The sequence below is a fragment of the Formosa sp. S-31 genome (assembly GCF_051172795.1).
In the GTDB taxonomy this organism is placed as follows: domain Bacteria; phylum Bacteroidota; class Bacteroidia; order Flavobacteriales; family Flavobacteriaceae; genus Formosa.
This window is the reverse complement of record NZ_JAENDK010000002.1, coordinates 79161-92245: the sequence shown is the minus strand read 5'-3', so window position 1 is coordinate 92245 and position 13085 is coordinate 79161. Positions and strand designations below refer to the sequence as shown.

Sequence of the window (13085 nt, the reverse complement as noted above, 5' to 3'; positions counted from 1 at the left end):
TGCTATGCTTCGCTAAATCACTCGAAGTGACAGGTTTTTGTTTAGTTGTATAATAGCATAATTGAATTTTCGTGAATTGTTAATCGTGAACTGTTAAACGTTGCCTTTTAACACCCATCTACTACTCCTAATATTCCGTTTCACGTCTCACATATCACGTTTCACTAATAACGTAGACTTTCCTAAATACTTAGACTTGAGTATTAAAAATGCCGTAATCAAATAATCGACTAATAGTATAATTATTAAATAAGCTAAATCCAAATCAAATCCATTATCCCACTACACCACTACTCTACTACCCGACTAACATAACAACTAAAGACTACAGACTAACGACTAAAAAACTAAAACCTAATCCACAAAAGTTTCTTTAATAATCGCTTTACAGTTTTGAATTTCAGAATCAGACAAGCTTTCAAATACTTTTATAATTCTAATTTTATCGACTGTCCGAATCTGATCTATAGCAATCATGCCTTGTTTATTATTATGACTTACCAAGACACGCGTAGGATAGACCTTTAAATTTGTAGTCATGGGAGCTAATACAATAGTATTTAAATACGCGTTCATTTCATTGGGAGACAATATAACGCAGGGACGCGTTTTTTTAATTTCACTTCCAATTGTGGGATCTAAATTTACAAGTACAATTTGATATTGCTTTATTTCCATGCTTCTAAATCTTCCTCTTCAAATACATCCTGAATTAAAAGTTTATCATCCTCTGAATCATGCATATCCTTAAACTTTTCTGCCCAATCTGCTCTGGGAGTAGCCATTGGACGTAAAATAATCTGTCCCTGTTCAAGTATAAGCTCCACTTTATCCTTAATGTTATATTTTTCCAAAATTGTTTTACTTAAACGCAAACCTTTTGAATTCCCTATTTTAACAATTGACACTTCCATATTACAAAATATTGTTATTACAAAGTAATCACATTAAGTTTGTTTTTCAAAATTATTTCACCTATTTAACTTAGCTGTAAACATCGTATAACCAGCAGATAAAGGTATTACTAAAGTACTCTGTAAAATCCGGTCCCAAATAATGAGATGGCTTCACAATTCACGCTCCCCCACTAACGACTACACTACTACACTATTCCTCGCTTCACGTTTCACGCCTTACATCTAACGACTAAAGTCTAGAGACTACCAACTAAAAACTATAACAAAACTATTGTGTTAATCGTTTATCCAAATCAATAACCGGCCACCCGTCTTTATCCCATATAATTTCAGTAATAATTAATTTAGATTCCCCTTTATTAGGGATTGAATATCCGTGAGCAAACAGATAATCCTTTCCATCAATGGTGTATACTGAATTATGTCCTAAAGCTGCAAATGTCTTTCCATCACCCACAGCTATAACGGTACTATTTCCTTCCAGCATATCAAAACCTACCCTGTTCAAGTAAGGCCCTGTAATCTGTTTCGATCGACCTACGGCTATTTTATAATCGCTGTTTACTCCACGACAGCACATATCCAGAGACACAAACAAATAGTAATACTCCCCTTTTTTAAATAGAAATGCCGCTTCAATCTGACTATCGGTTAACTCATAATCATAAGGTTTTTGGGTACTAGGTCTTCTCGCCAGCGTATGCCATTCCTGTGGCCAGACCAATCCACTCATATCCTGTTTTAATTTTACCAGTTTAATACCATCCCAGAATGAACCGAACGCCAACCAGGGCGTTCCACTTTCATCTACTATCGCATTGGCGTCAATAGCCTGCCAGGTATCACGTCCCATAACTGATTGTACAATTTTACCATGATCGGTCCATTTAAAGTTCTTACCCTTCGGATTCAAGGTAGGCGTGGTTGCATGCCCGATTGCTGCATGAGGTTTTCCCGGCATAGCATTACACGAATAAAACAAATGATACAGTCCCTGATAATACATAATATCCGGAGCCCAGATGTGATTACCAAATCCCGGAAGTGCTTCCTTAGTCCATTCCGGAACAGTATTAAAAACAGGAGGTTCTTTTTTCCAGGTTTTTAAATCTTTAGAAGACATTACCGAAATCCCCACTCCTGTCCCAAAAACATAATACGTATCGCCATCCTTCGCCATCACCGGATCGTGTACATACGGATTTGTAGCATTAAATGGCGGGTCTCCTTGTTCATTGGTCCCGACGGCGTCCTGAGCCTGAAGTAAATTACAACATATTAAAAAACAAAACGTGCTTACTATAAATTTCATTTTTACGGATTTTGATTAAAGATACAAAACCTTAATACCAAAGGACTAATTTTTAAGGCATACAATTTACACCAAGTATAGATTAGGATTAGATTGTATAATTGTATTTTGGCGAATCGTGAATTGTTAAACGCTATATTTTACCTTTTAACAATGACACGACTATACCATTATACAATTCCTCGCTTTACAGCTAATCTCTTCTCGATAATATTTTGCTTTGCTATGCTTCGCAAAATCACTCGAAGTGACAGAGTCTTTATGTTGCAGTATAATAGCATAATTGAATTTTCGTTAATCGTTAATCGTTAATCGTGAACTGTTAAACGTTGCCTTTTACTACTCATCTACTACTTCTTATATTCCGTTTCACGTATCACGTATCACGTTTCACTAATAACGTAGACTTCCCTAAGAACTTAGAATTGAGTATTAAAAATGCCGTAATCGTATATTCGACTAATAGTATAAGTGTAAAACAGTCTAACCCCATCCATTACACCATTAAACTACTACACCATTATACCATGCACGACTAAAAACTAACCTCTTGGTTTTCTAAAAAAGGCTATAACAAAAATGCCCAATGCCAGGAACATAGCAATCCGGGCGATATAATCTCCCATTTTAACATAGAAGGTCTGAGCATCATTCACTGGAATATCAGCTTTTAAAGCACCCTGATTTTCGTAATCCAGCGTCTTTATGAGATCGCCTTTCAGATTCAGAAATGCAGAGATTCCGGTATTGGCACTCCGGGCAATGGCACGTCTGGTTTCTATAGCACGCAGGCGTGCATAACTTAAATGCTGTTTATGCCCTTGCGTATTGCCCCACCAGGCATCGTTAGTCATAATCGCTAGCACACTGGCACCGGCACGCACATAGCCTGTTACAAATTCACCATATACCGATTCGTAACAAATGATAGATCCAACATTATAAGGTGTATCTATTAAATTAAAAACACTGCGTTCAGTCTGGGTTGTTTTCATAGCCACTGTTCCTCCAAGATCCAGCATGGCATCACCAATTACAGGCTTTAACACGCTTTGATATGGAAAATTCTCTACGCCTACGACGAGTTTTGACTTGTGATACACCTCAAAATCGGGATTACTATTTATAAAAGCGGCCGAATTAAAGTAATCTATCCACAAATGATCATTATACTTATTGGAAGTCGGCAGTATCGACGCTTCACTGGTATGCTTCTGATAAAACTGAAGTCCAAGCAAATAATTTAAATTCGGATAGCCATATAAAAACTGTTTCGCTTTAAAATACTCCGTACTCCTGCCAAAACCTGGTAAATTAACCCCATAATTTTCAGCCAGTACGGTTTCAGGGGTTACTAACAATCGCGTGCTGTCTGTAAGCTCAGGTTTCGCCAGTTCTTCCAATAAATATTCTACACGGGCATTGGTTGTGTTATACTTTTCATTATACGGATCGATATTGGGTTGTACCACTACAGCTTCAATAGTCGTGGAGGGCATTTCATAAGTATAATAGCGCAACAGACTTAGTCCTATAGGAAGTGCTATCAGACTTAGTCCACCAAGTACTGCTGGTCTGAGTGCTGATTTTGTTTTGGTTTCACGATACTTTAAATAGCCTTTAAAACCAATAATATTGACTAGCCAGATCCACAGGGTACCACCAAAAGTTCCGGTAAGCTCATACCATTGTATCCATTTCGGGTATTCCGAAAAGGCATTGCCCAGATTCAGCCACGGCCAGGAAAACTCCCACCCCAGATGCATCTTTTCAAAAGCAATCCAAAAACAAATTAAAAAACACAAGGCTTTATTCAAGGTGGTTTTCTGAGCCACTTTATGATACACTACAAATACCAGTGCCATTAGCAAACTATTCACCAGAATGGCAAAAGACGCACCAAATACATCGGCATACTGCAACCAGTTGGTGGTTATAAAATTCCAGATAAAGAAACTTAAATACGACCAGCCTAAGACCTTCCATCCCTTATGCTTAGCTTCTTGGTGTAAAATAGTATACTGAAGTATTAATACCGGAACAAATGCCACAAAAAGCAAAAGAGGCATGCCATAGGTGGGCCAGCCTAATGCCAGTAAAATTCCTGAAGTCAGGGCGAGGAACAGTTTTTTCACGTATAAACCTGAGGTTAAAAAAGATTCAAAATCATTTTATCGTCTAAAGATACTAAAATCCATTTTTAATGAAAACACATTCGAATATAAGGCCACACTCTGGTCGCCTATATCGGTAAACGCATAATCCACCTGAATCCCTTTATAATTAAATCCAACCCCTAAACTGGGTTGAAAACTAAGCTGCTCGCTGTTATCAATTTGAAGCTCCTGCTGAAAGTTCCCCATACCGCCACGTAAAAACACCATATCCAGATATCCGAATTCAAATCCAAAAGAGGGATTTACACTTACAAAAGACGACGAAATGATATCGTTATTTTCTTCAAAACGGAATTGTAGATCCACAGCGGTTTCCAAAGTATAATCGTAATGAAAAATGAATGTTTTCGACACCCCGAACTGCAGTTTCGGAATGGTGATTTCTGTAGTTTCTGGCAACTCCTGGTTCTGACCTTCTACCGCATCCTGAATATCCTGAAATTTATCTTCGTCTATCTGCCAGGCATTAAATGTGGTCGTAATATCTCGTGCCATTAAACCAATTTTCCAGGAATTCGATTCAAACTGAATGGACGCATCCAGACCAAACCCCCAGGAATTGGCAAAATCACCAATAATACGACGAATCACTTTAGCATTCACCCCGTAATTCAGGCCCTGAATGGGTAAAGCGCGGGCATAAGAAAAGGTTAAACCGTAGTCTGCAGTGGAAAACAATCTAATACGATCGTAATTTATATGCCCCTCATCATCAATTAACTGTGTGGTATCCAGAATATCATCTACTGCAAAACGAATTAATGACACCCCTACAGCACTTTGATGATCTATCGGCATGGCGTAAGCTATATAATCGTAATTTGCAATATTGGCAAAATAACTGGAGTGCATTAAGGCCAGCTGATTGTCTTCCAGATGCACCAGCCCTGCAGGATTCCAGTAACCGGAATTCACATCGGCCGACTGTGCTGTTACGGCATGACTCATCCCCAAAGCCTTGGCATCGACCCCGATATTCATAAACTCATTGGAATATTTTCGGGCTACCTGAGAAAAAGCAACCGTGGTAAACACTATCAGAAACGACGTAAATAAAATCCTCAATACCTAATTTTTTACAAATATGCAGATATTTTTGTTGGGGTAAAAACTTTATTTTATACCAAAACCATATATAACACCGTTACATTGTACAGCATCTGGTTTTACAATCTGCCTATGTTCTAACTTAAAAATTGAAGGCTTATTGTGTTATTTTTAAGAGTGCTTTTGTTTAAGACCATAATTCTTTACTATTTTTACACAAACTAACACCGTATGTCGTTTAAAAAACAAATTCCAAACGCGCTTACTTTATTAAACTTATTTTGTGGCTGTTGTGCCGTCATATTTGCGGTGCACAATCATTTTATTGTGGCTGCCATGTTTGTTTTTGGCGGTATATTCTTCGACTTTTTCGATGGTTTTGCTGCCCGAAAACTAAAAGTATCATCGGAATTAGGATTACAACTCGACTCTTTAGCCGATATGGTTACCAGTGGTCTGGTTCCTGGAATTGTTATGTGTAAATTGCTTAGCCTTACCATAGACAAACCTGAAACCCCGGTTGAAGAAAGTGTCTGGAATGCCTTTTTTAGTGGTGAAGCTATTATGCCGTCCTTATGGCCGGTTATGGGATTTTTAATCACCTTATCTTCTGCCTATCGTCTGGCTAAATTTAATATCGACGACGAACAGCAAAACTATTTTAAAGGCTTACCAACTCCAGCCAACGCCCTGCTGATTCTATCCCTGCCACTCATTTTAGAGCTACAGCACAGCGAGCTTATGAATTCCATCATCCTTAATAAAGGCTTTTTAATTGCACTAACCATAGTCAGTACAATATTATTAAATGCTCCTATAGTGCTATTTGCCTTAAAATTTAAAGAATGGGGATTCAAAGCCAATGCCACGCGCTACATCTTTCTATTGTTATGTGTCGTGTTATTAATTGTTCTGCAATTTGCCGCCATTCCATTAATCATTCTTTTATATGTTGCCATGTCTATGCTGGATGTGGTTATTAAAGGCGAGTATTAATTAGTTTGTAGGTTTTGTCTTTACTAAACATTACACATAAAAACCTTTTATTCCTACTATATTACCCTTAGCATTAAGATTTCACTTTAAAGAGTTAATTTTAATCCTTTCCTTGCTAAATATTAAAGAAACCATAAGCAGTATACTTGAACTTGAGAAAAAAACAAAAATGACTTAATCACCTCTCGGATCTGGTTTCAGCGGTAATTTTTTACTCCAGATAATGTCCAGACTGCAAAAATCAAAGTCGGAAGTTACTTTACCATAACAAGCATATACTCCTACTCCAAGAACCGGATACTGATGCACTACTTTTGTAAAATGTACCGTATCGAAATACTGTCCTTCTGCATCTGTGAACGTACAAAACCGAATACGTTTACCTTGTGATGTTTTATGAAACCTTGTATTTACCAACACTCCATATAACAATACAGTCTTATTAATGCATGTTTTTAAAGCTTTTGCTTTTATATGAGGCTGTAGCGACTCGTCTACCAAACTAAAATACGAACACAAAGGAAAACCAAGTAATTCCATTTGGTCGTAAGCATCTTCTATTATTGTGGTTTGCAAATTTGGTAACACAAAAGTCTTTTGCTGTGGTTTAAAAAGTTGCGACTGTACAGTTTTCGTTTTATTAGCATTACATTTAAAAATAGCCTGCCACAACAGCTCTGTTTTAGGTTGCTTTGTAAACCTGAAAGCGTCTATTCTAATCAATATTGTAAGTTGTTCTATACTTATAAGCACACGATCTATAAAATCGTCTAACGATGAAAAAGCACCATGACACTGGCGCTCTGTCAACAAACGTTGTACAACCAGATGTTCCAGGCTTTTTAAATATCCAAAACCTAAATAAATTGTCTTTCCCTTAATAATATTAGAATGATCACTGGTATTAATACAAGGTGGCTGCACCTCTGCCCCACACATTTTCGCTTCGTGTATATAATGCTCTGCACTGTAAAAACCTCCACCATTATTTAACACTGCAACCATAAACTCCAAAGGGTAATAACATTTTAAGTACAGGCTTTGGTAACTTTCAACAGCATAAGATGCCGAGTGCCCTTTGGCAAAAGCATAACCTGCAAAACTCTTTATCTGCTCCCATACTTCCATTGTTAAATTATCTGGATATCCACGCGCCTTGCAATTAGAAATAAACTTAGTTTCGACCTCCAGAAACTCTGTCCGCGATCGAAACTTACCACTCATACCCCGTCTTAAAACATCGGCCTCTCCTAAAGTTAAACCTGCAAACTGGCTTGCAACCTTTAGTACATCTTCCTGATAAATCATAATTCCATATGTTTCGGGCATTATTTCCAGCAATTTGGGGTTAGCTTCTATTCTGGTTTCGGGTAAGCGTTGCCGTTTTATAAATTCCTGCTTCATGCCCGAGCTGGAGACCCCCGGCCGAATTATAGAGCTCGCCGCTACCAGACCAATATAATCCTGGGTTTGCAACTTCTGCATTAAACCTCGCATAGCCGGAGATTCCACATAATACGCCCCAATGGCTTTTCCGCTCTTAAGCAAGTTATTTATATTAGGGTCTTTTTTGAATTGTTCTATCTGAGTAATATCTACAGGAGGTAATTCCGGACGATTATATTTTATAATCTCTATAGCTTCTTTAATCTTTGCTAATCCGCGTTGTCCCAGAATATCAAACTTAAAAATTCCGGCGTCTTCAGCTATAATCATATCAAACTGTACGGTAGGAAAACCTTTAGGTGGTAAATCGGTAGCAGAATACCCGTGTACAGCTTCTTCTAAAATAAGTATTCCGCAAGAATGCACACTCAAATGATTAGGAAAGCCCTGAATAAGAGCGCCATATTTTACCACTAAAGCTCCAATCTCATCCAATTCCAACGTGTGGTATTTATCTGCAGCAAGCTTATCTATCTCTTCTTTAGGCAATCCAAACACCTTTCCCAGCTCTCGCACTACAGCCCGGTACTTAAAAGTATTATAAGTCGCCAATAGAGCCACATGCTTAAACCGTTTAAAAATATACTGTGTAATCTCTTCGCGATCTTTCCATGAAAAATCGATATCGAAATCGGGAGGAGAAGCCCGAAACGGATTAATAAAACGCTCAAAATACAAATCCAGTTCTATAGGGTCTACATCGGTAATACCTATAATATAGGCCACTATACTATTAGCTCCACTACCACGCCCCACATGTACAAAACCACGGTGCTTAGCATAAGACACGATATCGTAATTAATTAAAAAATACGACACAAAATTCATGTCTTTTATAGTATTAAGCTCGGTTTGCAAACGTGCTTTAACTTTCTCTGAAGGCGCACTGTAACGCTTAGTCAAATTAATTTCACACAATTGTTTCAAGTAATTAAAATCAGCGTCTTTAGAGTCTAAATAAGTTTGTTGATTTTGAGAAATACGGGCTGTTCCAAAAGAAAACTTAATATTGCACTGTTCTAAAATGTGTGCTGTATTTTCTATAATAAACGGAAACTGCTTAAACGCTTCTTTCAAATCATTCACAGCAAGCATACTATCCTGCTCACTGCATTCTTCTGTTTTCTGAAGTTTACTTAACAAGGTATTATTATCGATAGCCCGTAGCAAACGATGCGCATTAAAATCGCGTTTATTCCTAACCGTAACCTGTTGCTGTACAACCAACTTATCTTTTAACTGAATATACTTTGTAAACGGAAGTTTACGAAGTTCTACTACTGAGACGCCGATATATTCGTTAGTTTTAAAATTGATTTTATCCTGCTCCAATACAGCTTCAAACGGATAAATTATAAAACTGTTTTTTAATTCCGGAGCCTGATCTGGAACACACTTTTTATTGTGGCTATACCCCGATAAAAGTTCATTTAACTCCAGAAAGCCCTTGTTATTTTTTGCAATCCCAACAAACTGTTGCTTAGCTCCGTTTCTAAAATCTATTCCTACGAGAGATTTAATATGATATTCTGGTGCTTTTCTGATAAAATTTAAACAGGCCGAAGTATTATTAATATCGGTTAATACCAAAGTTTTTACACCCCTGGCTTGAGCGAGCTCCAGAAGTTCGACTTCGGAAAATGTCCCGAAACGCAGTGAATAGTATGTATGACAATTGAGATACATAACAATAAATTATTGTTTTTAATTACTGTGTACGGTGTGCCAGAACGATAGGAGGTTCTCCATTAAACGGATTTTGAGTTCCTCCAATGGTTTTAGCCCCCATAGCCGAGGCCTTTTGAATACTGTGTTCTCCAAACCGATTCCGAATACGATCCATTGCGCTATAGAGATTGAGCATTTCTTCGGTATCATCAAATAAATTAATCTGATAATTTCCGGTAACCAGATTACTTAGTTTTACGCCCACCAAACGGATTAATAAACGGCGTTGATACAAGGCTTCAAACAATTCCAGCACCCGAGGAATAATAACATGATCGGCACTTGAATACGGAATTTGCATTTGTTTGGAATAAGTATTGAAATCGGAATAACGAATTTTCACACTAATACACGCTGCTAATTTGTTTCCACTCCGCAGCTGATACGCCAGACTTTCGGCCATAGCAAAAATGGTGGTACGCAACATATTCATATCGATAGTATCTTTACCAAACGTGCGCTCCATAGAGATGGATTTACGCTCGTGAAACGGAATAAGCGGCGGGTTATCTATTCCTAAAGCACGCTTCCAGATAGTACGACCGTTAACTCCCAGAACACTAATTAACATTTCTACCGGCATGTGTTGTATTACCTGTATTTTATCGATTCCCAAATGGCGTAACTTCTGGTAAGTCTTATCGCCTACAGACGGAATTTTTTTTATGGATAAAGGCGCTAAAAATGCTTTTTCATACCCATGTCCTATGTGTAATTTATTATTAGGTTTAGCTTCACCAGTGGCCACTTTAGACACTATTTTATTTGCAGATAATCCAAAAGAAATAGGTAATCCGGTTTCTTTAATAATTGTAGAACGCAATTCCGAAGCGTATTTATAACACCCGAAAAACTTATCCATACCTGTTAAATCGGCATAAAACTCGTCGATACTCGCCTTTTCAAAAACCGGGACTTTTTCCTTTATAATATCGGTTACCTGATGAGAATATTTAGAATATACCGATGCATTCCCCCGAATAACCACAGCCTCCGGACATAAGCGCCTAGCTACTTTCATAGACATTCCTGAATGCACACCAAACCTACGGGTTTCATAACTGCATGCCGATACCACTCCTCGATCGCCTGTTCCTCCTACAAGCAAAGGACGTTTTTGTAACCTACTATCAATCAAACGTTCACAGGACACAAAAAAGGTATCTAAATCCAAATGCAATATATTCTTATTCATATTGCAAAATTAGCTACATTTACAATCATTTATTGCTTACATTTGTAGCAAATAAAAATTTTAACGTCAACACCTCTGTTTTATCCTTTAAATTAAATACGTTATGACTTTAATAGCTAAAAATCTAAAACACCTCAGACATTTAAAACGGTTAACGCAGGAAGTGCTTGCCGAAGATTTGCAGGTTACCCGATCGCGTATCAGTTCTTACGAAGAAGGACGATCAGCACCTACTCTGGAGTTTTTAATTGCAGTTTCCGATTATTTTAAACTGCCTATAGATATACTTTTAAGAAACGACCTTACCAAAGGTCAGGATGCTTCGTTTATAGAAGTCGGCAATCAGCGTGTGCTCTTTCCTATTACCGTAGACAGCGATAATGAAAATCTTATAGAAGTCGTTCCTGTAAAAGCATCTGCCGGGTATTTGGCGGGTTACGACGATCCGGAATACATTGAGCAATTACAAAAAATTAAACTGCCGTTTTTACCAACCGGAAAACACCGTGCCTTTCCTATAAAAGGCGATTCCATGCTTCCTATGAAACCCGGTGCTTATGTTGTTGGGCGCTTTGTAGAAAGTCGTTTAGACATTATTAGCGGGCGTACTTACGTCCTCATCACTAAAAACGACGGTATGGTTTACAAACGTGTATATAACCATATTGACACGCAAAACACGCTGCGTTTGGTATCAGACAATACCACCTACGAGCCTTATGATATCTCTATTGAAGATGTTCTGGAACTCTGGGAGTTTACCTGTAGTATAAACACTCAGGAATACGACGAGCAGGAACTAAAAATAAGCAGTATCATTCAAATGTTTAACACCCTTGGTGTAGAACTTAAAGCTTTAGAACAACTCGTAAAATGATATACAGTATAATAGATATTGAAACTACAGGCAGTAGCAATAAAATAACCGAAATAGCCATTTTAAAACACGACGGCACCCGGGTAGTCGATACCTTTACCTCTTTAGTTAACCCGGAAACCTATATTCCGGATTACATTACCGCATTAACAGGTATCGATAATACCATGGTAGCCGATGCCCCAACATTTCCGGAAATTGCAGACACAATATTAAATTTTACTAAAGACACTGTTTTTGTTGCCCATAATGTAAATTTCGATTACAATATTATTCGTAACACATTCAAAACTATAGACATTGATTTTAGACGCCGCAAGCTATGTACCATCCGCTTATCCCGAAAACTACTTCCTGGGCACCGATCATACAGTCTGGGAAAACTATGCAATAGCTTAAACATTCCGGTATCCGATAGGCACCGCGCTAAAGGCGATGCCGATGCTACCGCTATTTTATTCGACCTGCTGCTGGCTCAGGACGACGCCGAAACTATCTTTAAAGACTTTTTAAAACAAACGTCCAAAGAGGCTACACTTCCGCCTCATTTACCTAATACGGTCTTTGATGCCCTGCCTCAGGCCCCCGGCGTATATTATTTTAAAAATAAAAAGGGAAAAATAATCTATGTCGGAAAAGCCAAAGACTTAAAGAAACGTGTATTGAGTCATTTCTACACCAAAACCGATAAAGAACTTAGCCTATGCCGGGAAACAGCCGATATCGATTTTGAGCTCTCAGGTAGCGAAACCATAGCTTTACTTATGGAAGATGCCGCCATTAAACAACATTTTCCCGAATACAATCAACTAGCCAAACGCAACCCTGCCAGCTATGCCATTTTTAGTTATCAGGATCGACAAGGAATCATCCATCTGGCTTTTAACAAATTAAAAGGACTACCTCAACCTCTACAAATATTCCACAATATTCGCGACTGCCGCAGCTATTTGGAAACTATTTGCAAACAGTTTGAATTATGTCCTAAATTCTGTCATCTACAGGAACAGGTTAGCTCCTGCTCTCATCACAGCATTACCAATTGTAAAGGTATTTGCGACCAAAAAGAACCTATAACCAATTATAATGCTAGAGTCAGAAAAGCCATTAAACACATACAACACAGCCTTGAAGATGTTATTTTGAAAGAAACCGGACGAACCCCGGATGAAGACGCCTTTATTTTGATACAACAAGGTCTGTATTTAGGCTACGGATTTATCAGTAAAACAGAGCAAATAAACAAGCCGGAAGACCTGGAACCGTTTTTAATTCCGCAGAAAGATTCTGTAGATGTACAGAAAATTTTAAGACGCTTTTTACTTTAAACATGTTTATAAAATGACCTCATTACTATTAACAAATCATTTTAATTTTCAATATCTAATTT

Annotated in this window: 10 protein-coding genes; 3 read left to right on the top strand and 7 right to left on the bottom strand. The window is 37.9% G+C overall.

Annotation, left to right across the window (positions count from 1 at the left end; translation table 11 throughout):
* Nucleotides 1-354 precede the first annotated feature (354 nt).
* From I3217_RS00595 to I3217_RS00575, 5 genes are all read right to left on the bottom strand, one after another.
* Nucleotides 355-678, bottom strand: coding sequence for a type II toxin-antitoxin system PemK/MazF family toxin (locus I3217_RS00595; protein ID WP_435047776.1), 324 nt, complete (start codon nt 676-678; stop codon nt 355-357).
* Nucleotides 669-914, bottom strand: a complete 246-nt coding sequence (locus I3217_RS00590) for an AbrB/MazE/SpoVT family DNA-binding domain-containing protein (RefSeq protein WP_435047775.1) — start codon at nt 912-914, stop codon at nt 669-671. Before I3217_RS00590 ends, I3217_RS00595 begins: the two co-directional genes overlap by 10 nt.
* A gap of 271 nt (nt 915-1185) precedes the next feature.
* A complete protein-coding gene (locus tag I3217_RS00585) occupies nt 1186-2229 on the bottom strand; it encodes an arabinan endo-1,5-alpha-L-arabinosidase (RefSeq protein ID WP_435047774.1) in 1044 nt (347 codons plus the stop codon).
* A 542-nt stretch (nt 2230-2771) separates the two neighbouring features.
* Nucleotides 2772-4364, bottom strand: a complete 1593-nt coding sequence (gene lnt, locus I3217_RS00580; protein ID WP_435047773.1) for an apolipoprotein N-acyltransferase — start codon at nt 4362-4364, stop codon at nt 2772-2774.
* A 36-nt stretch (nt 4365-4400) separates the two neighbouring features.
* A complete protein-coding gene (locus I3217_RS00575; protein ID WP_435048549.1) occupies nt 4401-5387 on the bottom strand; it encodes a PorV/PorQ family protein in 987 nt (328 codons plus the stop codon).
* A gap of 297 nt (nt 5388-5684) precedes the next feature.
* Here I3217_RS00575 and I3217_RS00570 point away from each other — a divergent pair, with 297 nt between their 5' ends.
* On the top strand, nt 5685-6449 hold the full coding sequence (locus I3217_RS00570) for a CDP-alcohol phosphatidyltransferase family protein (RefSeq protein ID WP_435047772.1): 765 nt from the start codon (nt 5685-5687) through the stop codon (nt 6447-6449).
* A gap of 174 nt (nt 6450-6623) precedes the next feature.
* Here I3217_RS00570 and I3217_RS00565 read toward each other — a convergent pair whose 3' ends face one another.
* Both I3217_RS00565 and dinB read right to left on the bottom strand, forming a co-directional pair.
* The gene (locus I3217_RS00565; protein ID WP_435047771.1) at nt 6624-9581 is read right to left on the bottom strand and encodes a DNA polymerase III subunit alpha; all 2958 of its coding nucleotides are present in this window, start codon (nt 9579-9581) and stop codon (nt 6624-6626) included.
* Nucleotides 9582-9603: 22 nt separating this feature from the next.
* Nucleotides 9604-10818: a DNA polymerase IV gene (dinB, locus tag I3217_RS00560; RefSeq protein WP_435047770.1), complete on the bottom strand. Its 1215-nt coding sequence runs from the start codon at nt 10816-10818 to the stop codon at nt 9604-9606.
* Between the two features lie 103 nt (nt 10819-10921).
* Between dinB and I3217_RS00555 the strand changes: the two genes are divergently transcribed.
* Both I3217_RS00555 and I3217_RS00550 read left to right on the top strand, forming a co-directional pair.
* Complete coding sequence (locus I3217_RS00555; protein WP_435047769.1) at nt 10922-11695, top strand: XRE family transcriptional regulator; 774 nt, start codon at nt 10922-10924, stop codon at nt 11693-11695.
* A complete protein-coding gene (locus tag I3217_RS00550) occupies nt 11692-13023 on the top strand; it encodes an exonuclease domain-containing protein (RefSeq protein ID WP_435047768.1) in 1332 nt (443 codons plus the stop codon). The genes I3217_RS00555 and I3217_RS00550 overlap by 4 nt, the downstream gene beginning before the upstream one ends.
* Nucleotides 13024-13085 lie beyond the last annotated feature (62 nt).

What these genes read in the sequence shown, in the direction of transcription:
- I3217_RS00565 (WP_435047771.1), bottom strand. Translation starts at nt 9,581, where the DNA reads ATGTATCTCAATTGTCATACATACTATTCACTGCGTTTCGGGACATTT.
- I3217_RS00555 (WP_435047769.1), top strand. Translation starts at nt 10,922, where the DNA reads ATGACTTTAATAGCTAAAAATCTAAAACACCTCAGACATTTAAAACGG.
- dinB (WP_435047770.1), bottom strand. Translation starts at nt 10,818, where the DNA reads ATGAATAAGAATATATTGCATTTGGATTTAGATACCTTTTTTGTGTCC.
- I3217_RS00575 (WP_435048549.1), bottom strand. Translation starts at nt 5,387, where the DNA reads ATGAATATCGGGGTCGATGCCAAGGCTTTGGGGATGAGTCATGCCGTA.
- I3217_RS00595 (WP_435047776.1), bottom strand. Translation starts at nt 678, where the DNA reads ATGGAAATAAAGCAATATCAAATTGTACTTGTAAATTTAGATCCCACA.
- I3217_RS00590 (WP_435047775.1), bottom strand. Translation starts at nt 914, where the DNA reads ATGGAAGTGTCAATTGTTAAAATAGGGAATTCAAAAGGTTTGCGTTTA.
- I3217_RS00550 (WP_435047768.1), top strand. Translation starts at nt 11,692, where the DNA reads ATGATATACAGTATAATAGATATTGAAACTACAGGCAGTAGCAATAAA.
- I3217_RS00585 (WP_435047774.1), bottom strand. Translation starts at nt 2,229, where the DNA reads ATGAAATTTATAGTAAGCACGTTTTGTTTTTTAATATGTTGTAATTTA.
- I3217_RS00570 (WP_435047772.1), top strand. Translation starts at nt 5,685, where the DNA reads ATGTCGTTTAAAAAACAAATTCCAAACGCGCTTACTTTATTAAACTTA.